This window comes from Providencia sp. (assembly GCF_040396775.1).
Taxonomy (GTDB): domain Bacteria; phylum Pseudomonadota; class Gammaproteobacteria; order Enterobacterales; family Enterobacteriaceae; genus Providencia.
The window spans coordinates 48,125-73,026 of sequence record NZ_JBEBNT010000010.1 but is presented as its reverse complement, the minus strand read 5'-3'; the positions used below and the strand labels follow the sequence as shown (position 1 = coordinate 73,026).

Annotated in this window: 23 protein-coding genes; 16 read left to right on the top strand and 7 right to left on the bottom strand. The window is 44.3% G+C overall.

All coding sequences use genetic code 11. The features are described 5' to 3' along the window. Positions 1–89: 89 nt before the first annotated feature. From paaA to paaY, 13 genes are all read left to right on the top strand, one after another. Positions 90–1,028, top strand: a complete 939-nt coding sequence (gene paaA / locus ABWP91_RS12160; protein ID WP_353243506.1) for a 1,2-phenylacetyl-CoA epoxidase subunit PaaA — start codon at positions 90–92, stop codon at positions 1,026–1,028. A 33-nt stretch (positions 1,029–1,061) separates the two neighbouring features. Next, positions 1,062–1,349 carry a 1,2-phenylacetyl-CoA epoxidase subunit PaaB gene (paaB, locus tag ABWP91_RS12155; protein ID WP_004262911.1) on the top strand — a complete coding sequence of 96 codons (288 nt, stop codon included), beginning with the start codon at positions 1,062–1,064 and terminating at the stop codon, positions 1,347–1,349. 10 nt (positions 1,350–1,359) lie between these two features. Further along, positions 1,360–2,118 carry a 1,2-phenylacetyl-CoA epoxidase subunit PaaC gene (gene paaC, locus ABWP91_RS12150; protein WP_353243505.1) on the top strand — a complete coding sequence of 253 codons (759 nt, stop codon included), beginning with the start codon at positions 1,360–1,362 and terminating at the stop codon, positions 2,116–2,118. A 4-nt stretch (positions 2,119–2,122) separates the two neighbouring features. Continuing rightward, on the top strand, positions 2,123–2,632 hold the full coding sequence (gene paaD, locus ABWP91_RS12145) for a 1,2-phenylacetyl-CoA epoxidase subunit PaaD (protein WP_353243504.1): 510 nt from the start codon (positions 2,123–2,125) through the stop codon (positions 2,630–2,632). Between the two features lie 10 nt (positions 2,633–2,642). After that, complete coding sequence (paaE, locus tag ABWP91_RS12140; RefSeq protein WP_353243503.1) at positions 2,643–3,701, top strand: 1,2-phenylacetyl-CoA epoxidase subunit PaaE; 1,059 nt, start codon at positions 2,643–2,645, stop codon at positions 3,699–3,701. Positions 3,702–3,709: 8 nt separating this feature from the next. Further along, complete coding sequence (gene paaF, locus ABWP91_RS12135) at positions 3,710–4,483, top strand: 2,3-dehydroadipyl-CoA hydratase PaaF (protein WP_353243502.1); 774 nt, start codon at positions 3,710–3,712, stop codon at positions 4,481–4,483. Positions 4,484–4,485: 2 nt separating this feature from the next. Continuing rightward, entirely contained in the window at positions 4,486–5,280 is a 795-nt protein-coding gene (gene paaG, locus ABWP91_RS12130; RefSeq protein WP_353243501.1) for a 2-(1,2-epoxy-1,2-dihydrophenyl)acetyl-CoA isomerase PaaG, read from the top strand. Between the two features lie 2 nt (positions 5,281–5,282). After that, on the top strand, positions 5,283–6,830 hold the full coding sequence (locus ABWP91_RS12125; protein ID WP_353243500.1) for a 3-hydroxyacyl-CoA dehydrogenase: 1,548 nt from the start codon (positions 5,283–5,285) through the stop codon (positions 6,828–6,830). After that, the gene (paaI, locus tag ABWP91_RS12120; protein WP_353243499.1) at positions 6,827–7,270 is read left to right on the top strand and encodes a hydroxyphenylacetyl-CoA thioesterase PaaI; all 444 of its coding nucleotides are present in this window, start codon (positions 6,827–6,829) and stop codon (positions 7,268–7,270) included. Before ABWP91_RS12125 ends, paaI begins: the two co-directional genes overlap by 4 nt. Next, a complete protein-coding gene (pcaF, locus tag ABWP91_RS12115; protein ID WP_353243498.1) occupies positions 7,263–8,465 on the top strand; it encodes a 3-oxoadipyl-CoA thiolase in 1,203 nt (400 codons plus the stop codon). The genes paaI and pcaF overlap by 8 nt, the downstream gene beginning before the upstream one ends. Before the next feature lie 113 nt (positions 8,466–8,578). Next, the gene (gene paaK, locus ABWP91_RS12110; protein ID WP_353243497.1) at positions 8,579–9,889 is read left to right on the top strand and encodes a phenylacetate--CoA ligase PaaK; all 1,311 of its coding nucleotides are present in this window, start codon (positions 8,579–8,581) and stop codon (positions 9,887–9,889) included. A gap of 152 nt (positions 9,890–10,041) precedes the next feature. Further along, entirely contained in the window at positions 10,042–10,980 is a 939-nt protein-coding gene (gene paaX, locus ABWP91_RS12105; protein ID WP_353243496.1) for a phenylacetic acid degradation operon negative regulatory protein PaaX, read from the top strand. 21 nt (positions 10,981–11,001) lie between these two features. After that, a complete protein-coding gene (gene paaY, locus ABWP91_RS12100; protein WP_353243495.1) occupies positions 11,002–11,595 on the top strand; it encodes a phenylacetic acid degradation protein PaaY in 594 nt (197 codons plus the stop codon). 41 nt (positions 11,596–11,636) lie between these two features. On the opposite strand, the gene ABWP91_RS12095 is transcribed toward paaY, so the two are convergent. From ABWP91_RS12095 to ABWP91_RS12070, 6 genes are all read right to left on the bottom strand, one after another. Continuing rightward, positions 11,637–13,160 carry a DHA2 family efflux MFS transporter permease subunit gene (locus ABWP91_RS12095; protein WP_353243494.1) on the bottom strand — a complete coding sequence of 508 codons (1,524 nt, stop codon included), beginning with the start codon at positions 13,158–13,160 and terminating at the stop codon, positions 11,637–11,639. A gap of 16 nt (positions 13,161–13,176) precedes the next feature. Then, positions 13,177–14,349 carry a multidrug efflux MFS transporter periplasmic adaptor subunit EmrA gene (gene emrA, locus ABWP91_RS12090; RefSeq protein ID WP_353243493.1) on the bottom strand — a complete coding sequence of 391 codons (1,173 nt, stop codon included), beginning with the start codon at positions 14,347–14,349 and terminating at the stop codon, positions 13,177–13,179. Positions 14,350–14,667: 318 nt separating this feature from the next. Next, positions 14,668–14,976, bottom strand: a complete 309-nt coding sequence (locus tag ABWP91_RS12085; RefSeq protein WP_353243492.1) for a hypothetical protein — start codon at positions 14,974–14,976, stop codon at positions 14,668–14,670. Between the two features lie 24 nt (positions 14,977–15,000). Then, on the bottom strand, positions 15,001–15,228 hold the full coding sequence (locus tag ABWP91_RS12080) for a type II toxin-antitoxin system Phd/YefM family antitoxin (protein WP_225820068.1): 228 nt from the start codon (positions 15,226–15,228) through the stop codon (positions 15,001–15,003). A 119-nt stretch (positions 15,229–15,347) separates the two neighbouring features. Beyond that, positions 15,348–18,434, bottom strand: a complete 3,087-nt coding sequence (locus ABWP91_RS12075; RefSeq protein ID WP_353243491.1) for an efflux RND transporter permease subunit — start codon at positions 18,432–18,434, stop codon at positions 15,348–15,350. Continuing rightward, on the bottom strand, positions 18,431–19,513 hold the full coding sequence (locus tag ABWP91_RS12070; RefSeq protein ID WP_353243490.1) for an efflux RND transporter periplasmic adaptor subunit: 1,083 nt from the start codon (positions 19,511–19,513) through the stop codon (positions 18,431–18,433). Before ABWP91_RS12070 ends, ABWP91_RS12075 begins: the two co-directional genes overlap by 4 nt. Before the next feature lie 262 nt (positions 19,514–19,775). On the opposite strand from ABWP91_RS12070, the gene ABWP91_RS12065 reads away from it, so the two are divergent. Both ABWP91_RS12065 and ABWP91_RS12060 read left to right on the top strand, forming a co-directional pair. Continuing rightward, on the top strand, positions 19,776–21,824 hold the full coding sequence (locus tag ABWP91_RS12065; RefSeq protein ID WP_353243489.1) for a TonB-dependent receptor domain-containing protein: 2,049 nt from the start codon (positions 19,776–19,778) through the stop codon (positions 21,822–21,824). A gap of 69 nt (positions 21,825–21,893) precedes the next feature. Then, positions 21,894–22,751 (top strand): alpha/beta hydrolase, encoded by an 858-nt coding sequence (locus tag ABWP91_RS12060; protein ID WP_353243488.1) that lies wholly within the window; start codon positions 21,894–21,896, stop codon positions 22,749–22,751. On the opposite strand, the gene ABWP91_RS12055 is transcribed toward ABWP91_RS12060, so the two are convergent. After that, a complete protein-coding gene (locus tag ABWP91_RS12055; RefSeq protein WP_353243487.1) occupies positions 22,752–23,687 on the bottom strand; it encodes a LysR substrate-binding domain-containing protein in 936 nt (311 codons plus the stop codon). Between the two features lie 600 nt (positions 23,688–24,287). Here ABWP91_RS12055 and ABWP91_RS12050 point away from each other — a divergent pair. Beyond that, positions 24,288–24,893, top strand: a complete 606-nt coding sequence (locus ABWP91_RS12050) for an ankyrin repeat domain-containing protein (RefSeq protein WP_353243486.1) — start codon at positions 24,288–24,290, stop codon at positions 24,891–24,893. Positions 24,894–24,902: the final 9 nt, after the last annotated feature.

Sequence of the window (24,902 nt, the reverse complement as noted above, 5' to 3'; positions counted from 1 at the left end):
GTTAAGTATTCCTAGCATTAATGTTAAATAAACATGATTCGACATTTTAAATTAAATTAAAATTTACGAATCACTTAATGGAAAAATCAATGAACGATATCAATCAGGCTAGCTTCGAAGCCAAAATCGAAGCAGATATTTCCATCGAACCCAAGGATTGGATGCCCGATGCATACCGACAGAATCTTATCCGCCAAATAGGCCAACATGCTCACTCTGAAGTCGTAGGAATGCTTCCAGAAGCCAACTGGCTAACGCGGGCACCCACACTGCGTCGCAAAGCGATATTACTGGCCAAAATTCAAGATGAAGCAGGCCACGGCCTTTACCTCTATAGCGCCGCAGAAACCCTTGGCTGCACTCGCCAAGATATCTACCAAAAGCTGCTTGATGAAAAAATGAAATATTCCTCCATTTTTAATTACCCCACCTTAAGTTGGGCAGATATCGGGGTAGTTGGCTGGCTAGTAGATGGCGCCGCAATTGTGAACCAAGTGGCGCTGTGCCGCGCTTCATATGGCCCTTATGCACGTGCCATGGTGAAAATTTGTAAGGAAGAGAGCTTCCACCAGCGCCAAGGCTACGAAGCGGCTATGGCACTGGCACAAGGCACTGATGAACAAAAGGCAATGCTACAAGATGCGATAAACCGCTTCTGGTGGCCTGTTCTGACCATGTTTGGTCCAAATGATTCTGATTCCCCGCACAGTGCTCAAAGTATGGCGTGGAAAATCAAACGTTTCAGTAATGACGAGCTGCGCCAAAAGTTTGTCGATAACACGGTGCCACAAGTTGAAGCACTCGGTATGACCATCCCTGACCCCGATTTGATTTGGAACGACGAGCTGGGTCACTACCGCTTTGGGGAAATTGACTGGGCAGAATTTTACCAAGTGATTAAAGGTAACGGCATTTGTAACCATGAGCGCCTTGGTGCAAAGCGCAAAGGTTGGGAAGACGGTGCATGGGTACGTGCAGGCGCAATGGCACATAGCCGCAAGCAAAAAACCGTGAAATCCGCTGCTTAAATGACTGACTGATGCCCAAAAAAGGAAAATACCATGAGTAACCAAGATTGGCCTTTATATGAAGTTTTTGTTCGCAGTAAACAAGGCTTAGCCCATCGTCATGTGGGAAGTTTGCATGCCGCAGATGACCAAATGGCGCTGGAAAATGCCCGTGATGCCTATACTCGACGCAGCGAAGGGTGCTCCATTTGGGTCGTCAAAGCGGCGCATTTAATTGCATCGCAGCCAGAAGATAAAAGTACATTCTTTGACCCCGCGGACACCAAGGTTTACCGCCACCCGACGTTTTATACCATCCCTGATGGCATTAAGAACATGTAAGGAGTTGTCCATGAACCAACAAGAACAGCTCCATCATTACACATTACGACTCGGTGACTCACCCTTAATTCTGGCTCAGCGCTTGTGTGAGTGGTGTGGACATGCACCTGAAATTGAAATCGACCTTGCGCTATCCAATATTGGCCTTGATTTACTGGGGCAAGCTCGCAATTTTTTAAGCTACGCTGCCCAGTTAAAAGGCGCTGACTGTGATGAAGATAAACTGGCCTTTTTGCGTGACGAACGTCAATTCAGCAATTTGTTACTCGTTGAGCAGCCAAATAATGGTTTTGACGACACATTAGTGCGCCAGTTCTTTATGGATGCTTATCACGTCCCATTATATGAAGCCTTGATTCATAGTTGCGATGAACAAATTTCGGCTATCGCAGAAAAATCCCTCAAAGAGGCTATTTACCACCTCCGTTTTAGCCGTAATTGGATGATCCGTTTAGGGGATGGCACCGAAGAAAGCCACCGACGGATCCAACGTTCCATTAATGAATTATGGCGCTTTACCGGTGAGCTTTTTCACGCAGATAACATTGAAATTGCCCTCAGTGAAGCGGGTCTTGCCGTTGACCCACGTTCTTTGAAAGACACATGGTTAGCCACCATCACGGAAACCTTTGATAACGCCACACTTAGCGTACCTGAGAAAAACGCTTACCGTTTAGGGGGCAAGCAAGGCAGCCATACTGAACATCTCGGCCTGCTCTTAACGCAATTGCAATTTATGCAACGCGCTTACCCAAATAGCCAGTGGTGATGCAGTGGAACAGAGACTGCAACTAAACGAGCTTCAATCACCCCAAGTTCATCAGATCTGGCAACAGCTGCATCAAATTCCCGATCCTGAGCTGCCTGCACTCTCTATTACTGATCTTGGCATGATCCGCAATGTGCTTCCAAGCCATCACGGGTGGAAAGTTATTTTTACACCCACGTATTCAGGTTGCCCAGCCACCGAGTTTTTAATCAATGAAATTAAAACGGTTTTGGGTGACGCAGGCTTTGAACAAATTGATATCGAGGTGGTGCTAACCCCCGCATGGACAACCGACTGGATGAATCAAGATGCCAAAAAGCGCTTACGCGAGTTTGGTATCGCACCGCCACAAGGCACCGCTTGCGAGCACCCAGAACACAAAGGGGCGATTCGCTGCCCACGCTGTGATAGCGAACAGACTGAAAAAATTAGTGAATTTGGTTCAACCGCATGCAAAGCATTGTATAAATGCGCCGAATGCTTAGAGCCGTTTGATTACTTTAAATGTATTTAGGGGCATTCATATGACTGTATTTCATCGTTTAAGCATTGCAGCTATTGAGCGCGACACCCCCGATGCGGTTGCAGTGACGTTCAATGTTCCTGACGCCTTGCGCGAACAATATCGCTATCGCCCAGGGCAACACCTCACCTTAAAAGCCGCCATTAATGGTGAAAATTTGCGCCGCTGCTACTCCATTTGCAGCTCCCCCGACGAAGAGACACTAAAAATTGGTGTAAAAGCTATTTATGAAGGCCGATTTTCCAATTTTATCAACCAACAACTGAATGTCGGCGATAGCCTTGATGTGATGATCCCGCAGGGGCAGTTTGGTTACCAGCCTGAAACACATACCCATGCGCACTACCTCGCCGTTGCAGCAGGCTCTGGGATCACCCCTTTGCTTTCCATCATTAAAGCCACATTGCAAACCGAGCCTAAAAGCCATTTTGTGTTGATTTATGGTAACCGTAATAGCCGCTCAGTAATGTTTAAAGAGAGCATTGCGGACTTAAAAAACCGCTTTGCTGCGCGTTTTCAAGTGCTTTATCTCTTTAGCCAAGAACCTCAAGATAGCGAACTTCTTAGCGGCCGCATTAGCCAGAAACAACTTTCTGCGTTAGGCAATACATTGTTAAATTTCAAACAATTTGACCGTGCGTTTATCTGTGGCCCTGAAAGCATGATGGATGAAGTGCATGACACCCTTGTCAATTACGGCATGCCAAAAGAATTCGTTCACACTGAGCGCTTCAACACATCAGGGGCAAAATTTAAACCGACTTCAGCGAAGTCTAATGAAACACGCCAAGTCAGTATTCACCTCGATGGGCGCACCTTAGATATCAGTATGGACAGCCAAGATGACAGCATTTTGGATGCAGCATTGCGACAAGGTGCCGACCTGCCATACGCATGTAAAGGGGGCGTGTGCGCAACTTGTAAATGCAAATTGCGCTCAGGGGAAGTGGAAATGGGCGTCAATTACAGCCTCGAACCAGACCAAATCGCCGATGGGTACATCTTAAGCTGCCAAGCATGGCCGAAGGGCGATGGCGTTGTTTTAGACTTTGACGTATAGGAGGCGTAATGGAAAATCCGTGGATTTTATCTCAACAAAACCAGCACGTTCTCACACTAACGTTGAACCGCCCCGACGTGCGCAACGCGCTCAGCACACCGTGCCTTGAACTACTGGTAAAGCACCTTGAAGCGGCTGATAACAACGCAGAAATTGGGGCGATAGTGATCGCAGGCAACCCACGATTCTTTGCAGCAGGCGCCGACCTTAAAGAGCTGCAACAACAAACTATCGCCAATGCGATGATGGATAAACGCCCTCAAATGTGGCGCCGTTTATCCATGATATCAAAACCTATTATTGCTGCCGCCAATGGATATGCACTTGGAGCGGGTTTCGAACTGCTCCTCGCCTGTGACATGGTGATTGCAGGGGGATCCTCCCGTTTTGGGTTACCCGAAATTACCCTAGGTTTAATGCCTGGAGCGGGTGGTACACAGCGTTTAATCCGCACTGTGGGCAAATCTTTAGCGATGCAAATGGTGCTGACAGGGGAACCGATTAATGCCAAACATGCACTCCAAGCGGGTTTAATCAGCGAAATTTGCGTCGATGACCTCGTGGTCGAACGTGCCCAACAGCTTGCACAACGTATTGCAACCCACGCACCTTTAGCCGTACGCGCAGCAAAGGCAGCCTTAGTTCACGCCCAAGATAGTCACCTTACTGAGGGGTTACAGCTAGAGCGCCAATATTTTGTGGCCTTAGCAGGTACGCAAGATCGCCAAGAAGGGATCGATGCCTTCTTCGAAAAACGCCCACCTCAGTTTACAGGACAATAACCATGACAAACGAAGCGATGATCCTCACCGTACTGGAGAATGGCGTTCTCACCATCACCTTAAACCGCCCTGATAGGCTCAATAGCTTTAACGATGAAATGCACCGCCAGCTAAGTGATGCCGTCAAAATTGCAGAACGTGACGACTCCGTACGTTGCTTAGTGATCACGGGTGCAGGCCGCGGCTTTTGTGCAGGGCAAGATCTCAACGATCGTAATGTCAGCGTGGATAGCGAAGCGCCTGATCTAGGCTTTTCTGTGGAAACCTACTATAACCCGTTGATCCGCCGCCTCACCGCCTTACCAAAACCGATTATTTGTGCCGTCAATGGTGTCGCCGCAGGGGCAGGCGCGGCTATCGCATTGGCTGGGGATATCGTGATCGCTGCCAAAAGCGCGAGTTTTATTCAATCATTTTGCCGCTTAGGTCTGGTTCCTGACTCAGGCGGGAGCTGGTTTTTACCCCAACTCGCTGGCCACGCCAGAGCCATGGGTATGGCATTATTGGGGGACAAAATCAGTGCAGAGCAAGCACTGCAATGGGGAATGATTTGGCAGGTCACTGAAAATGAAGCGCTCACCGATACCGTTTTGCAACTTGCTCAACGCCTTGCGATACAACCCACCTACGGCCTTGGTCTGATCAAAAAAGCCATTTACTGCGCAGCGACCAACACCCTAGACGAACAGCTAGACCTTGAACGTGATTTGCAGCGTTTAGGGGGACGTAGCGAAGACTATCGCGAAGGGGTAAATGCTTTTTTAAACAAACGCGAACCACAGTTTAAGGGGCGATAACCATGACACTCCCTTTGAATTATGCCATCAAGACAGTCGCCGTTATCGGCGCTGGCACCATGGGTATTGGTATTGCACAAGTGGCCGCCACTGCGGGCCTCACCGTTTTACTGTTTGATGTGAACCAAGATGTATTAAACCGTTCACTAAACACCATGGCGCAACGTTTGCGTAAACGAGTCGAACAAGGGAAAGCTGAGTCGAAAACCGCAGAAGCGCTCATAGCCAACATTCATGTTGTTAAAAGCTTATCTGAGTTTTCGAGCGCTCAGCTTGTTATTGAAGCTATTGCGGAAAAACTCGCAATAAAACAAGCTATTTTCGGTGAACTTGAAGATATTTGCCACGAATCAACGATATTTGCCAGTAACACCTCTTCATTGTCGATTACGGCGATTGGTTGCCAATTGAAATACCCTGAACGGCTTGCTGGATTGCACTTTTTTAACCCCGCCCCAGTGATGAAATTAGTTGAGGTCATCCGTGGCTTAGAAACATCGCCTGAAGTGATTGAACAATTGAAAGCATTAACTCTCTCATGGGGGAAAGTACCTGTAATTTGCCGCTCAACACCCGGTTTTATTGTTAACCGTGTTGCGAGGCCTTTTTATGCAGAGACCTTACGCGCCCTTGAAGAGAAAGTTGGCACCCCTGCCACGCTAGACAGCGCACTGCGCGATGCCGGTGGCTTCGCGATGGGGCCATTACAACTCACTGATTTAATTGGTCATGATGTTAATTATGCCGTGACGGAATCTGTATTTCAGGCATTCGGTTATGACCCTCGCTTTCAGACCTCATTAATGCAATTGGAATTAGTACAAGCGGGGCATTTTGGCCGTAAATCAAAACAAGGTTTCTATCACTATGATGATAAACCACACTCTACCGCGTCATTTGCAGCAAAAGTGCACCTTAGCCACCCTCAAGATGTAGAAATTCGTGGCAATTGGCAGATATTTCCTGAGTTTGCGCAGCTTTTATCTGAAAGTGGGATCTCACTCGAAGGATTAGCACAACAATCAAATCAATCCCCCACCCTCATTGTTAATGACGTTATTATTATGCTAACAAATGGTGAACTGGCGTCATATTATGCGCAACAAACTAATCAAGCGGTAGTTCTCTTTGATTTATCAGCAAATTACCTTGCCGCAACAGCCATCACATTAACCTTCGCAGCACAAAACAGTGCGCAACAAAACCAGCACGCGGTTGCCTTTTTCCAGTCACTTGGAAAAAACGTGATTGTGCTACCTGACTACCCAGCTCTCTTAACAATGAGAACCGTTGCGATGTTATGCAATGAAGCACTCGATGTGGTGAATAAAGGGGTGGCGACCGTGCCAGATACCGACAATGCCATGCGATTTGGCGTGAACTACCCCAAAGGCCCATTGGCTTGGGGGGCTCAACTGGGTTGGTCACGCGTGTTATCGGTACTCGAGCAACTCGCACAGTTTTATGGGGATAACCGTTATCGGCCCAATCCATTACTTAAGCAATTAGCTGCGGGTTATCAGTCTTTATCTTTCAAGGAGTTGCTATGATCTCAGTACCGAATATCACCACTGCTCAGCAATCCGCTCACATTATGTATCGTGATGATGCATGCGCAAAAGCAATGGGTATGTCGATTGAAAAAGTCGAAGATGGCTTTGCGCAATTAAAAATGCCCATCACAGCAAAGATGCTTAATGGTCATAAAACCTGCCATGGCGGGCAATTGTTTAGTCTCGCCGACACCGCATTTGCTTACGCCTGCAATAGCCAAGGGTATGCTGCTGTTGCGTCGATGTGCTCAATTGATTTTGTCCGCCCAGGCTTTGAAGGGGACTTACTGACAGCGACCGCAACAATGAAGCACCAAGGTAAGCGCAATGGGCTATACGAAGTCGAGATAATTAACCAAAACGGAAAAATACTCGCCTTATTCCAAGGTCGCTCTCATCGCTTAGGGCACCATTTAGAGGAAAATCACCATGATTGATGCTTATATTTGTGATGGTGTTCGTACGCCAATAGGCCGTTATGGCGGTGCACTTTCTTCCCTGCGCCCTGATGACCTTGCAACTTTGCCATTAAAAGCCTTGATGGCAAGGCACCCACAGTTAGATTGGTCACTGACCGATGATATTATTTTAGGTTGCGCAAACCAAGCGGGTGAAGACAATCGCAATGTCGCCCGCATGGCGGGTTTATTGTCTGGTTTACCCATTTCCGTTTCAGGCACGACCATCAACCGCTTATGTGGCTCAGGGTTGGATGCTATCGCACTTGCCGCACGAAGTATTAAAGCAGGTGAATCTGGGTTAATGATTGCAGGCGGCGTCGAGTCGATGAGCCGCGCGCCTTTTGTAATGGGAAAACAGGAATCTGCTTTTTCACGCCAAGCACAAGTTTTTGATACCACAATCGGTTGGCGGTTTATCAACCCATTAATGGAACAACAATGTGGTACTGACTCAATGCCAGAAACGGCAGAAAATGTGGCAGAAACCTACCAAATCAGCCGTGAAGACCAAGATGCATTTGCGCTGCGTAGCCAACAACGCACTGAAATTGCTAAAATTAATGGTATTTTTGCGCAAGAAATTGTTCCCGTCACCATTAAACAACGCAAAGGCGAAATACGGGTCACCGAAGATGAACACCCTCGTGCAGAAACCACCTTTGAGCAACTACAAAAGCTGAAAACGCCGTTTCGTGAAAATGGCACGGTAACTGCGGGTAATGCATCTGGTGTGAATGATGGCGCTGCTGCGTTAATTATTGCATCCGAGCAAATCGCGAAACAGCAAGGCTTAACCCCTCGGGCTCGCATTGTTGCTACCGCCACTTGTGGCGTTGAACCACGGCTAATGGGGATTGGCCCGCTACCTGCCTCACAAAAAGTCTTAAAAATGGCAGGATTAACTATCGACCAAATGGATGTCATTGAACTCAACGAAGCGTTTGCCGCACAAGCCCTCGCCGTATTGAGGGGGTTAGGCTTACCCGATGACGCGCCACACGTAAACCCCAACGGCGGAGCGATTTCCTTAGGTCACCCTTTAGGCATGAGCGGAGCAAGGCTTGCCATCGCCGCAATCAATGAACTTCATCGCAAACAAGGCCGCTATGCCTTATGCACCATGTGTATTGGCGTAGGCCAAGGCATCGCCATGATTATCGAACGAGTCTGAACAACGTATTCATATCAATAATAACCGCCTGAAACCCTACACCTGCTCAGGCGAAAACCAGCAACGTTATCGACGAAAACTGGTTACCATAATAATTATGAGGACTGGCAATTATGAGCATGATACAAGATAGCATCGACCCAATTGAATTTGCCTCACGAGATGAAATCGAGTCATTACAGTATTCTCGAATGAAGTGGACACTCACTCACGCCTATGAAAACGTGCCAATGTACCGGAAAAAATTTGATGATGCAGGCGTGCACCCTGATGACTTTAAACAATTAAGCGATATCGAAAAATTCCCCTATACCACCAAGCAAGATTTACGCGAAAACTACCCCTTCAGTACGTTTGCCGTGCCAATGGACCAGATCATTCGTATCCATGCCTCTTCGGGAACGACTGGGCGCCCAACGGTTGTTGGTTACACGCAACGTGATATCGACAATTGGGCTGATTTAATTGCACGTAGTTTGCGTTCAGCAGGAACCGTTCGCGGTGATAAGGTCCATGTGGCTTATGGCTATGGCTTGTTTACTGGCGGCTTAGGGGCACATTACGGCGCAGAGCGCCTTGGCGCCGCCGTTATTCCAATGTCAGGTGGGCAAACTGAAAAACAAGCGCAATTGATTGCTGATTTTAAACCTGATGTGATTATGGTGACGCCATCATATTGCTTAAGTATTATCGATGAACTTGAAAGAATCATGGGCGGAGACGCTAGTAAGTGCTCACTTAGATTAGGCGTATTCGGTGCTGAACCTTGGACGGAATCCCTACGTACCGAAATCGAAACACGCTTAGGCATCAAAGCATTAGATATCTATGGGTTATCTGAGGTCATGGGCCCAGGTGTCGCCATGGAGTGTGCTGACTCAGGGGCTAGCGGCCCAACCATCTGGGAAGACCATTTTTACCCTGAGATTATTTCCCCCGAAACCCTCAAAACATTAGGGGATGGCGAGCACGGTGAGTTAGTGTTCACTACCCTGACAAAAGAGGCTATGCCAGTAATTCGCTACCGCACACGGGATTTAACTCACTTAATGAATGGCGTGAATCGCAACATGCGCCGAATTGGTAAAATCACAGGTCGCTCTGATGACATGATGATTATTCGCGGTGTGAATGTGTTCCCTTCTCAGATTGAAGAACAGATTATGCAGTTCAAAGAGCTATCCCCGCACTACCAACTTGAAATCGGTCGCCAAGGCAATATGGATAACCTATCAGTACGTGTCGAGCTCAAAAGCCCAGAGCAACTCACTTATGATGAACGCTGTAATATCTGCCATCACTTAAAACATCGTATCAAATCAATGGTAGGGATTAGCACGCGGGTCAGTATTGTAAATTGCGGCGATATTCCACGTTCACAAGGTAAGGCAGAGCGTGTCATCGACACAAGAATTGCTATTTAAACCAGTAAGTTAAGGCATATTGAATACTTGTTACTCTAATATGCCTTACTTGCCTGCTCATTTTTAGCAAAAAACCAAACGAGACAATATTCCATTTTATGTCTACTATTCAGAAAGCATTTTGATACATAAAATTTATGGATGAAGCATAAATGAATACCAAACTCGACCAATTTATCCAGCATGCCATTGCTAGTCAGCCCATTAGTGGCACGTCGCTCATTAGCTCCTTGTACGGTGATGCGCTACATCACCGAGGAGGCGAGGTTTGGTTAGGTAGCCTAACCAAATTATTAGAACCCATGGGGTTTACTGACCGCTTTGTGCGCACCTCCGTTTTTCGTTTGCAAAAAGAAGGCTGGTTAGATATCGAAAAGATTGGTCGACGCAGCTACTACCGAATTTCAGCCCGTGGACAAAGTCGATTTCGGCGTGCTGAACAAAAAATTTACCTTGCAGAGCAACCTGACTGGGATGGTAAATGGGACTTATTGTTGTTGGAAGCCGCTGATAAAGAAGAAAAAATTCGATTAAAGAAAGAGCTTGGTTGGTTAGGGTTTGGTCAATTTAATACGTCTTTAATGGCTGCACCAAGCTGCGCGCAAAGCGATGTACCCGCGTTATTAAATGAGCTCAATGCCACTGAGCAAGCTATTTATTTTCATGCAGACTACCCCTACCGCCGCTCAGAAAAAAACCTGAAAGATTTGGTCTCTCAGGCATGGTCGCTGCAAGAAATTTCAGAGCATTATCACCAATTTATTTCATTATTCAGGCCGCTTGCGTTATTGCTCAAGGATAATGCGGGAACACAAATCAGCCCTGAGCATTGTTTTCAGTTACGGCTGCTTTTAATTCACTTTTATCGCCGTGTCACGCTCAAAGACCCACTGTTACCTGACGAACTTTTACCTCCCCAATGGGAAGGCCATATTGCGCGCCATTTGTGTACCAATATTTATCAACGTATCGACCAAGCTGCGACGCAATATGTTTCAGAGAATAGCGAAACAACTGTGGGTGAACTTCCTCAACCTTCTAGCGCTTATTATCGGCGTTTTGGTGGAGTACTGCGGGAAATTGCCGCTTAAATTAACCGTTAAGGAGCCTTTATGCCTTTTTATCAAATTGATGGAATTACTCCTGTTGTCAGTCCAGACAGTTTTGTTCACCCTACGGCAGTCGTTATTGGTGATGTCGTCATTGGTAAAAATGTCTATATTGGCCCCAATGCCAGCCTACGTGGCGATTTTGGGCGTTTAATCATCAAAGATGGGGCGAATGTTCAAGATAACTGCGTGATGCATGGGTTCCCGCAGTTTGACACCATTATTGAAGAAGATGGCCATATTGGTCACGGGGCTATCTTACATGGCTGTCATATCAAACGTAATGCTTTAGTCGGGATGAATAGCGTGATAATGGATGGTGCGGTGATTGGTGAAAATTCGATTGTTGGCGCTTGTACTTTTGTCAAAGCAGAGGCAATATTTGCACAAAATAGCTTAATAGTCGGTACGCCTGCCAAAGTGTTACGAACGCTATCAGAACAAGAAATTACGTGGAAAAGTAACGGTACCAAAGACTACCAGCGCCTCGTTACGCGCTGTTTAAATACGTTTAAAGAAATTGAGCCATTAACAGAAGTCGAAGCCAACCGCCCTGTGCTTCAGTTTGAGAATATTATCCCAAAATCTCAGTTATAACTCACTAGGGCCCCCATAAGGAGGAGCCCTAATCCTCACAATTACTTCGTATTATTACCAAATGGGGGCTTAGCGAACCAAACAGTAATGATTAGTGCGATAAATACCCAACCACATAACCAGAAAATTTCATTCGCTGCGATAATTAACCCTTGGCTAGTAATTTGCTGCGCAATAAACCCCGAGGTTTGCTCCGTACTTAACCCATGCGCTGCCATGCCTTGGTACATATCCAACGACTCAGGGTTATAATCCGTAATAAACTCAGTGAGTTGGCTGTGATGTACAGACTCACGGTCGCTCCACATCGTGGTCGTGATTGACGTACCAATTGACCCCGCGAGTGTGCGGAAAAAGTTTGCCAAACTGGAGGCCGATGCCAGTTTTTCTGGGGGGAGCCCCGAAAGTGTCAATGTCGTCAATGGCATAAAGAAACACGCCACTGCCATGCCTTGTACTAACTGCGGCCAAACCACAGCTGAAAAACCCATACTCGGTTCGAATGTATACGCCCGCCAGAAGAAGCAAATCGCGTAAAATACAAAGCTAAAGGTCACTATCCAGCGGATATCCAAAAAGTCGGATAATTTCGCCACTGGGGCTGAAAATAAAACAGGCAACAAGCCAATCGGTGCAAGTGCAAGCCCTGCCCATGTTGCGGTATAGCCATACACCTCTTGCAGCAATTGAGGCAGCAATACAATTGCCCCAAAGTACGCCATATAGGCCAAACTGACCGAAATGGTACCAATGGTGAAATTACGTGATTTAAACAAAGACAGCTCGACAATCGGGTTTTTATCGGTCAGTTCCCAAATTACTAAGAATACCAAAGCGATAGCCGAAACGACCGCTAAAATCACAATCTCATTTGACGCTAACCAACCCAGCTCTTTCCCTTTATCCAACAGCACTTGTAAGCAACCAACACCGACTGATAATAACGCTAAGCCAATCACATTGAATGGCACTTTAACCACCGTCGATTCCATTCCTTTAAGAATAATAGAGCCCACAATAATCACGAAAATACCAAGAGGCACGTTCATAAAGAATATCCAGCCCCAATGGAAGTTATCACTAATATAACCGCCAAAAATTGGACCAAATACAGGTGCTAAAATGATGGTCATCGACCAAAAGGCCAATGCCATGTTCTGCATTTTCGGTGGGTAACACCGCATAATTAAACTTTGGGATAGCGGGATAACAGGCCCTGCGACAGCCCCTTGTAGAACGCGATATAAAATCAACATTCCAAGACTATCAGAGAAACCACAAAACAATGAAAATAAAGTAAAAAGCGCCGTCGCCCATAAGAAAACACGAATTTCACCAAAACGCTTAGCGAGATACCCCGAAATAGCAATTGAAATGGCGTTCGACACCCCAAACGAGGTGATCACCCATGTCCCTTGTGAGACGGAAACACCAAGGTTACCCGCAATTGTCGGGATAGCGACGTTTGCAATGGTGGAGTCGAGTACTTGCATAAAGGTCGCCAGGGACAATGCAATAGTTGCCCAAACTAGCTTCGCGCCTTTTAGGGGTTGGATATCTGCCACAGCTATTCCTTACGAGCTAGTCCGCATTATCGCTGATAATGCTGTCTATAATGTGGTCGACATCCGCCAATTTCAGCACTAACACATCGCTTTCAAATGCCGGCGTTGTACGCTGAACTTCAGCTAATACGGGGCCATTTTGGTCTTTAATATCAATGGTAACGTTCATCGATAAACCAATGCGCAATGGGTGTTTAGCCACTTGCTCAGGGTCAAGCTCAACTCGTACAGGCAAACGTTGAACCACTTTGATCCAGTTCCCCGTCGCATTTTGCGCAGGCAATAATGAAAATGCGCTTCCCGTTCCCATATCTAAGCCAACCACCGTACCGTTATACACAATGTCATCCCCATAAAAATCACTGTTGATGGTGACTGACTGGCCAATGCGCACTTTTTCAAGCTGAGTTTCTTTAAAGTTTGCATCCACCCAAACAGGTTGAACAGGCACAATCGCCATTAAAGAGCTTTGAGGGCTCACTTGGGAACCGACTTGCACATTACGACGTGAAACATAGCCTGTCATTGGGCTTTTAATTTCAGTACGTTGCAAATTAATCCACGCACTGCGCACGCTATCAGCTGCTTGTTGGATGGCAGGTTGTTTTCTTAATGCTGTGTTGCGTAACAAAGCACGGTTCGCATTATACTGTTGAATGGAAATATCCAACGCCGCTTGGGCTAATTGCACGGCTTCTTGGGAATGTTGTAGGTCTTCTTTTGAAATGGTTCCGCTGCGCCCAAGTGCAGCACGGCGTTGGTAATCTTTTTGCGCTTGCGCAAGTGAGACACGGTTTTTCTGTATTTGCGCCTGATACTCATCACCGTTGATGTATAACTCTTTGGTTTTACGTACTGTGGTGGCTAAATCATGCTTAGCTTGCTCGAATGCCAACTGAGCGTTAGTTTTATCCAACACCACCAGCACATCACCCGCTTTCACCAAGTCGGTATTTTCAAAATTAACTTGGGTCACGTTACCTGTTGTTTGCGCAATAATCGGGATTTGCAAACCCGAGACATAAGCATCGTCGGTATATTCTTGAAAACGTAAAACTAAAAACCAATAAACGCCATAAGCGACAAATAATAAAATGATAATTATTGTGGCGATAGACATCCATATTGTTCTACGTTTTTCATTTTTCGTTTTTTGATTATTTGTTTCTGAATGGGCTGATTGACTCATAATAACTCTCAAGGCCTAAAATCACTATTAATCCTCCCCCTATATTCGGGAAGTAAATGTAATAAAGCAAGAGCTAATCTTTTACAAATAAAATAATCACCATGAAAAACAAATAACCAGTTGATAAAATTAAAATAAATAAAAAATTTAACCATCAGGAAAGATATATTCATTTTATGATTTATTTAAATAAAACTATTCATAATTAGATAACTTTTATTCAATTTGAATAAAATTAATATCAATTAAATATATTGAATACATTAATTCGATAATAACTATTCTTTTTTTGATGTATTTTAAATATGACTAAAATATTTAGCGTTCTATCATTCGATTAAATAATAACCTCATCATATCTTGACGTTGATGAATGATGGCATGGGATATAATTGTATTTTCGGCTATTTCATACGTATAGAGGATGGTATAGTTTTCTGGTGATAAATATCCTCTATACCTTGTGACACCAATATCTTGAAGATATTCTGGTATTGAGTAACACTCTGGAGATGGGTGTAAATGTTTTTCATATTTTTCAAGGAGTAAATTAGCCTGTTTTCTCCCGATACCTAATTCCTTTAACGAGCTAATAAACGTTTCTGTATACTTAAAATTGACTATCATCCAATCGTTCCAATCATGGGTCGTTTAGAGCGTATCCAATAATTGGCTACGTGAATATAATTTATCTTCTTTACTGTCTTTTTCTGAAATAGAAAGTAATTTAAGTAATGCGATTGCATCATCCCTTTTTTTTCTATCTTCATAAGATTCAATGACATATGCAGGAATGCCATTTTGAGTTACTAAAATAGGCTCTGATAATTCAAGCCCTGCAGCATGCTTTTTAATATAGCTAATAGTCTCTATTTTCATGATCGACTCCTAATCAATTCGACACTCACAAACTAAATATAGCCTAAATATAGACTGATGACAATTTTCCAGCAGTCGCAATGTTTAAGGCAAAAACCGGCACATTGGCCGGTTTGTATTTACCACTGTTTAATATTGCGGTCTTCTTGCGTCACGGAGGTGAGCTTTGCCAGCTGTGGCAATAATTTATGTTTTAAATCATCCATCAAACTGTAAATCACGGGTACAAATAACAAACTCAAAATTGTCGAGCTCAGTAAGCCGCCAATGACCGCAATCGCCATTGGTGCTCTAAATCCAGCATCCGCACCGCTGGTTAAGACAAGGGGGATCATCCCTGCAATCATGGCAAATGTCGTCATGATAATTGGGCGAATACGCTCCTGACCCGCTTCTATGATTGCTGCTTCCCTTGGCATCCCTGAACGTTGCTTTTCAAGAATAAACTCCACCAGCAAAATCGAGTTTTTGGTCACAATCCCCATTAGCATCAAAATACCGATAATTACAGGTAAATCAATCATCGCACCGTATAAAACCAGAGCGATAATGGCGCCACCTATGGAAAACGGCAATGCGACAAGTATGGTAATCGGCTGCATAAAGTCTTTAAACAGCACGATTAAAATGGCAAAGACTAACAAAATACTGAATACCATTGTGGTGCCAAAGCGCTCGAACATATCAATCATATATTCCATATCGCCATATTCCACTTGTGAAACACTGTGGGGTAATTGCTGATATTCTGGCAGTTGTGCCACAATTTCCAGCGCCTCACCGAGCGTCAACCCTTCCAAATTCGCTTCTATCGACATCTGCCTTTGTCGATTAATTCGTTCTATTTGTGAAGGCCCATCACTGGAATCAATTTTAGCGACCGATTTCAACGGTACAGCTTGCTCCCCCGTACTATTCACATATAGGTTATTCAGCACATCAATATTGTTTTGTTGATGCTCCGGTAAAATAACCTGTACCGCCAGTTGTCTGTCGGGCAAATTAAACTTGGCGCTACGTGAATTGGCCTCCCCCATGGTCGCAATGCGTAACGTATTGGCGATTTCCTCAACATTGACCCCCGTTCGGCCAATATCTACTAAATTAGGTTTAATGATCAACTCTTTACGTAATAGTGGTTTTCTCACCTGTACATTACGGAGCCCTTCCACTTTAGCCATGGCATCACGCAGCTTTTGCATTGATGCTTCAAGCTCTTGAGGATCTGTCCCTGTAAACATTAAAGAGAACTCTTTGCCACCATTACTGTTACTAAAGGTATAACGTGCATCTGTTTTTTCACTTAACCACTTTGATATTTCAAGCTCAAATTGCTTTTGTGATAATTCACGTTCACTCGGTTCGACGAGGGTGAGGATCATTTCACCTTTGTGTTGAGCAACCCCCTCAGAGTCGTCCGCGATCCCAGCCACCGTATACGTCGAAAGAATTTCAGGCCTATCTTTTAACTGTTTTGTTATTTCATTCATTTTGTGCTGCGTTTGCTCAACCGGCGTGCCCGGTGGCAGCTCAATATTGATTTGACTGATACTGATATCACCATCAGGCATAAAGCCGACGGGTAACAAACTGGTCACCGCCACTGAGCCGATTAAAAAGCCCCCCGCCAATGCAGACGCTAATTTTCGGTGTTTTAACGTGAGTAATAAAAACTGCGTATAGCGCGCTATCCAATTTGGAATTTTTACGCCGTCGTGTGCGCCTTTTTGCGGTAGCAGCACATAAGCCGCCATTAACGGCGTCACCAAGCGAGCGACTAGCAATGAAGAGAGCACTGCTGCAGACACTGTCACACCAAATGGCACGAAATACTGACCAACAAAGCCCCCAATAAAACTGACGGGCAAGAACACCGCCACAATGGTCAATGTGATTGCGACAATTGCAAAACCGATAGCATCAGACGCTTTTAGTGCCGCTAAATAGGGGCGTTCACCACGTTCGATGTACTTTTGAATATTTTCAATTTCAACAATGGCATCATCCACCAATATCCCAATAACCAATGTCAAAGCCAGTAATGTAATACTGTTCAAACTGTAATCGAACAGAGCCAATACAAAAAAGGTCGGCAAAATCGATAACGGTAATGCCACGGCTGCCACCAAGGTTGCACGCCAGCTTTTCAAAAAGAAAAATACAATAATAACGGTGAGAAACGCCCCTTCTAATAAGGTTTGAATGGTTAAAAAGAAGCTCGATTCCGTATATTTAACCGTTGAGGAAATCAGGCGGATATCAATCTCTGGGTTCGCTTTTTGTAATTTTTCGACCGCTTCAGCGACGCCTTGCCCCACTTTAGTATCACTGGAACCTTTGGCTCGATAAACTGCAAAACCGACTACATCCTGACCATTGAACTGCGAAATAGATTTCACATTCTTATGGCCATCATAAATATTGGCGATTTCGCCTAACCGTACCGATTGCTGGTTATCAACGGGTAACATGATGTTTTTAATCTCATCCGCAGTCGATTTTTCACCTAACACGCGAATGGTGTGCTGCAATGAATTATATTTTGAGTTACCACCCGCTGAGTTCTGGTGATTATTTTTCAGTAATTCATTGATACTGGCTATGGAGATTTGCATCGCAGCCAATTTATTCGCATCGGGTTCAATGCGGATCACACGTTCGGTATCCCCTAAGCGACTGACTTTTTGCACCCCCGGCACCGTGATCAATTGCTTACTGACCGTGTCATCCACAAACCAAGACAAATCCGCGAGGGATTCAGTTTCAGACGAAACGGCGTAACGTAGAATCGCACCACCCTCGACATCGATGCGGTTAATTAGCGGTTCATCTATTGTTTGGGGTAGCTCTCCACGAATTTGCCCCATTTTTTCGCGCACATCATTGGTGGCAACATGGGCATCGACACTGAGGTCAAACTCAATGGTGGTGGTCGATGCGCCTTCACTAATAGAAGAAGTAATATGGCGAATACCTGGTATCCCAGACACCGTGCGCTCAACTCGCTTTGTGACTGCATTTTCTAGCTCTGTTGGCGATGAACCATCTTGGGTCACTGTCACTGTGACGATCGGGAACGTCACCACTGGGTTGGCAGTCACGGGTAATTGATTAAATGAAAATAACCCCGCGATAGTTAATGCTAAAAACATCACTATTGTGGGAATAGGCCGCGTAATCGCCCAAGAAGATAACTGTAATTTCATTGGCTATCCTTTACAGGCACAACAATGTCATCATCTGATAAAAAAGCTTGTGCATAAGCCACGACATCTAAACTCAGCGCTAATGGTGTTAACACTTCCACTCGCCCTTGCTGAATTTTGCCAATTTGTATTTTTTGTTTCGCCACTTTGCCGTCTGTCACGGTAAAAATAAAACGTTCACCATTGGGTTCTGTACGAATGGCACTATAAGGTAGTGATAGTTGTTCACGCGGTGAATTGCTGTACACCATCGTGCCCGTTTCACCAAGACGCACGTGTTTGGTTGGCTCTGTAAGCGCCACACGAATTTTCCCAAGTTGAGTTAACCCATCTATTTTTGGCGACAAATAGCGTAATTTCCCCGATGTTGATTGGTTTTCATCAAGGTTAATCACGACGCCATTACTGCCCACAAGGCGAGAAAGCTCTGAAGGGTGTGCCTGCGCTTCAAACTCTAATTCATTATTTTCAATCAGCTTAAATAACAAACTGTTATCCGACAGCGTGCCATTCATCGCATGACGTTCACTGATCACCCCCGAAACAGGCGCGATAATTTTCGATTTGTCTTCTTGGCTTTGTTCACGCATTAACTGGGCTTTGAGTTGGCGCAGTTCAGCACGGCTTGCTGTTAACAATGCGCTCTGTGCAGCAGCTTCTGATTTGGCTTTGCCAAATTCATTCGCCGAAATCACCCCTGTTTTTGCCAGCGGTGATAAGCGTTGCAGTTCTTGTTGAGATTGAGAGCTGAGCGCTTCTTGTTGCTTAATGTATGCGGCAGCTTTATCAATTTCTGCTTTTAATTGATTAACCCCTGCACTTTGGATAGGTGATTCCAATGTCGCGAGCAATTGCCCTTTTTCAACCCATTCCCCTTCCTCCACAAACACTGCGGTGACCATTTGCTGTTGCAATGGAGAACCAATCGAAATTTCATTTTTTGCCACAAATTGGCCAGGAATGCTGACGACATCGACTGCCATCACATTTTTTGGGTTTGTAACGCTTAAGCGAATTTCCTCTGCCTGTGTATTCAAGCAAATGAAAAATAATGAAATGGCTAAAAAGATGTGTTTCATAAGTCATAAAATTCCCGAGTAGACGCTCGCGCTACTGTAATTTCGCTGAACCCTAAACACCATAAACCAAAGTTAAACCTTAATTTTTCGTTAAGCTTGGCAAAAACCATCAAGTACATTTTTGCCATACGGGAAAATTATTAACTGAGATCAAATATTGACCAGAAATTAGCTCGCCAATTATTTATTTCAGATATGTTTTAGTGATACTATTCGCAAACAATATAATTATCATTCTCATTTCTATTTGCTAGGGATTACTATGACTACGCAACATCACTACACACTTGTCGCCGCAGGTATTTGCGCGGCTTTGGCTTCATTTAGTACGACAGCAGCAGAAGATTCAGACAAACTTATTGTCACCGCATCGGGTTATTCACAACAATTACGCGATGCCCCTGCCAGTATCACGGTGATCACCGCCGAGCAGTTACAAAACAAACCTGTACGCGACCTAGCTGATGCAGTTAAAGACGTAGAAGGTGTCAGCATTGTGGGTGCAGCCAATAAACAAGATATTAATATCCGTGGCTTACCCGGTGAATACACCTTAATACTGGTTGATGGCCGCCGCCAAAATAGCCGTGAATCACGCCCAAATGGCAGCGGTGGTTTTGAAGCAGGTTTTATGCCGCCCGTCGAAGCCATTGAACGCATTGAAGTGATCCGTGGACCAATGTCTTCCCTGTATGGTTCCGATGCGATGGGTGGTGTTATCAATATCATCACCAAGAAAACCACCAATGAGTGGCACGGCAGCGTAACCACAGGTGTGATTATTCAAGAAAACAGTGATAGTGGTAATTCCACCGACGGTAACTTCTATCTGTCAGGCCCATTAGTTAAAGATAAATTAGGCTTGCAACTATACGGCGGCGGTGATTATCGTCAGGAAGATAAAATTACAGATGGTCACTACAAAAAAGACAACAAAAGCCTTACCGCTAAGTTAAGTTTTACACCAACTGAAAACCAAACCTTCCTTTTAGAAGCAGGTAGAACACTACAAGAAAGAGAAGAAACTCCGGGCAAATCTCTTGCTGAATATGAAATGCGCGGACAATCAAAGCAATATAATAAAAAAACCGAACTCTACAATAACCGAAACCACGCAGCACTGACTTATAAAGGTGAATGGGATTCGTTTAATACGGAGTTAAGTGTCTATCAAGAAAGTACAAAGAAAAAAACCAAAACAGAAATTAAGGATGCCATCACTAAGCTGACTGAATACCGCTATGAAGACCGTGTACCTGAAATTACCAACACTGTCGTAGATGGTAAAGTTGTCGCATTCTTACCAGACAATATCTTAACAGTCGGTGGTCAATACCAATACTCAAAACTCAAAGACAGCTCACTTGTTTCAAAAGGGAAATTTGAGAATAGCAGCATGAGCGTCGACCAATCCGCATTATTTGTTGAAAATGAATTTACCGCCACTGATGACCTCATTCTAACGGGTGGATTACGTTTAGATCACCATGAAACTTACGGTAACCACTGGAACCCTCGCGGTTATGCAGTTTATTATCTAACTGACGAAATCACCATTAAGGGTGGCGTGTCATCTGCATTCCGTGCGCCAACCTTACGTGAAGTAAGTAAAGGTTATGGTACTTCTACAGAAGGTGGAAATGGGATTATTTATGGTAATCCAGACCTGAAACCTGAAAAAAGCGTTAGTGAAGAAATCAGCATTGCCTATAACCATGAATCTGGCTTTGATGCGAGCCTGACACTATTTAACACTGACTTTAAAAACAAGTTAACCAGCTATAACACTGGCAATCCAGACCCGCTTTCAAACCTGAATCTCTATACTTATGACAATGTCGGCAAGGCAAATGTTAAAGGGGTTGAAGTCGCAACAGGTATTCCAATCGCTAAAGACTGGAAGCTAAGCGCCAACTACACCTACACTGATTCAGAACGTAAAAGTGATGATGAAAAACTCGGTAATGGCATTTCACTCAAAGGCTATCCATTGGATAAAACACCAAAACATATGGCTAACGCAAAATTAGATTGGCAGTTTAACGAAGATCTCAATCTGTATACGCGTGCACAATATACCGGTGAACAAGTGTGGGCTGCACAGCGCAACGGTTCAAAAGTACCTCGTTACCGTAGCGGTTATACCACCATGGATGTAGGTGCAACTTATCAGTTATTGAAAAATACCAAGTTGAACTTTGCGGTGCTCAATATTGGTAATGAAAAAGGCCCTAAAATTGATAAAGTAGATGGAAACTGGGATGTGGAAGATGGTCGCCGTTATTGGGCGAACGTTAACGTCAGTTTCTAATTTTTCACCTTGTTAATCTTTTACGGGTTACCTCAATTGAGGTCACCCGTTTTTAACCTCTAAGAAAAAATGAATAAATTCCTAATTTCCAGCCTACTACTGTGCATAACAACCAGTGCCATTGCTCGCCCTAGCCAAAGTATTCCGCCTTTGGATGATAACGTCGCACAATTTTACGATATTAAACAGACGGATATGGCTTATGGCGACCGAGCGCTACGCATCTACAGTGCCGTGCCGTATAACGTCACTGCGAAGCGCCCTATATTGTATATGCTTGATGGAAATGGGTTATATCCAAAAGTCGTCAACCGTGCGGTGGAAACACTCAATAAAGACTCGCTCCCGATTATTATCGGCATCGGCTACCCCGTTGATGAAGCCTTTCCAAAGGCTTTGCGCACCTATGACTATACCCCACCTGTATCTGGGGAAGATTTTAGCCATGGTGGCGGTTCGCCTGCGCTGTACCAGTTTATCAGCCAAACATTGCGCCCTTGGGCTGAACAACAATTTCCTATTGATAAGCAAAAACAAACCTTATTCGGTCATTCATTTGGTGGGTTATTCACCTTAATGGCTTACCAACAAAAACCCGATGATTTTCAGTACTATGTTTCGGCAAGCCCGTCATTGTGGTGGGGGAAAGGGGAAATGGTAGAGCTTAAGAAACTCACGCAAAAACAAGATGCTGCGCCTATTTTTGTCACCTTGGGTGGCTTAGAAGAGACCCCTGATTTATCCAAATTAACGCAAGAACAAGTCCAAAATTACCAAAACCGCAAAAGTTGGATCAGCACCCACCAAGTGTGCACTGAAATTCAAACCCACCAGCGAACCTGCGAATTCACTTTATTTGAGGGCAAAAGTCACGGAAGCGTGATCCCCGATGCCATCAATAAAGCGTTGGCGGTTGCCACGCACTAACTACCCACTAATAGGTTTTAGCAAGTCACTGTAAAGGTCAGCTAAAACCCCATTATCCGTGAACGACTTGCGTATCCATTGGGTCACTTGCCCAGTGGCGGAATGTTGTGTGGCTAATAGCATATTGGAATCTTGGCGCGGGTTTTGAATATTTTTGACCACTAACCGGCCACTCTTCGCGTGCTCTCTCACCATATAGTCTGGTAAAAACCCGATCCCCTCGCCCAATATCTGGCATTGGCACTTGGTATTAAAGTCTGGCACCTGTATCGCTTCTTGCCCGTGCAATAGCCAACCAACCCGTTTGTTTATCGTGTCTGCGGTGTCTTCCACCATGATATTGGGGTAAAGGCGCAACTGGCTTTCGGCAATAGGCTCTGGCATTAATGCGAGCGGGTGTGTTGCCGCAATGGCAAACTGCCAATGGATCGCGCCGATTTCCGTATAATCTATTCCACCGCCGTCCATTAATGTCCCCGGTGCACCAATCGCAATATCTGCATGGTTATTAATAATTGCATCCCATACACCGTTATACACCTCAGTTGTGACGGTAATTTGGCAAGTGGCAAATTGCCTTTTTAATATTTGCAGTAATTTAGCCGTATGGTAAGGGGTATATAAAAGTTGGTTAATACAAATACGTACCCGCGCTTCAATACCTTGCTCAATAGAATAAATACTTTTTTGAATGGAATGAAAGTTATTCAGTAAATCCGTTGCTTTACGATAAAAATAATAACCCGCTTCCGTTAATTCAATATTGCGAGTGTCACGAATAAACAATGCAACATCTAAATAAGTTTCAATGCGTTTAATGGTATAACTCACGGCCGATGTCGTAATGCCTAACGCTTCTGCGGCTTTACTGAAGCTCGCAAATTTGGCTGCGGTGGTGTAGGTCAATAAATTTTCTTCAGTAAAAATTGAGTTCATACTCGCCTTCCCAACGTGTTCTAATTTTAATCAAATTGGCTTTTTATGTGAATATTATTCAATAGATTGAAAATCAGGCTATTTTTCAACCGATTCATGAATAGCTTAACAGAATAATTGCCAAGAAGAAGTGTTTTAATCTCATTTACCTTAAGTCGACGCTTTAACCACAAAAGCTAAGGGACTATTAATAATCAAAATACTTAATATTATTGAATTAAATATACAAACCAAGTATTAACATTTACCCTGATTACGACCAGATTAATCACAAATTTAACAATAATAAAACCTTCAATTTGATGTACGTCACAGAACAGAATAATGGATTATTCTGTTTTCCTATTAATCAAAAACAATCGACAAAAACGCGTGAAAAACAGGCAAAAAACGTCAAAAAAGGATGAAAAATAATGCGTACACGCACAAAAAAGGCTGATTATTGAATTTCATTCAACAATAAAGCCTCCCATTGATGAATGAAATTTAAATGGATTCTTTTTATTAATCGCAATTGGTATGCTCTAACCATCATAAATAATCTTTAAATTGTCTTTATCTATGTTGGCAATATCAATAAGCCAACCTAAGGGGAAAAGAATGACCACCAGCACACTCACTCAAGAATTTTTAACTGCTGCTGAAAAAGGGCAATTAGAGTTATTAAAAAATTGCATTGAAAAAGGTGTGGATATTAATACCACCAATCGCCAAGGTCGCACTGCAATTGTAAACGCAAGCCTAAACAAACATTATGAATGTGTTTCTTTTCTGATTAGTGCAGGTGCGGATATTGATAAACAAGACCAAACGTGTTTTAACCCATTTTTATTAAGCTGCTTGAATGACGACTTAACGTTATTACGCCTTGTGTTACCTGCAAAACCGAATTTAGATTTATTAACGCGTTTTGGTGGTGTCGGTATCACGCCTGCAAGCGAAAAAGGCCACGTTGAAATAGTCCGCGAACTGCTCGAAAAAACAGAAATTAACGTCAATCACACCAACTTTGTGGGCTGGACTCCGCTTCTTGAAGCTATCGTCTTAAATGATGGTGGCGAGAAGCAACAGCAAATCGTTAAGCTGCTACTAGAGCATGGCGCAAACCCGCATATGACGGATAAATACGGTAAAAAACCATTAGAACTCGCACGTGAGAAAGGCTATCACGAAATTGCTGAATTACTGGTTGCTGCGGGCGCATAAGCCGCAAAA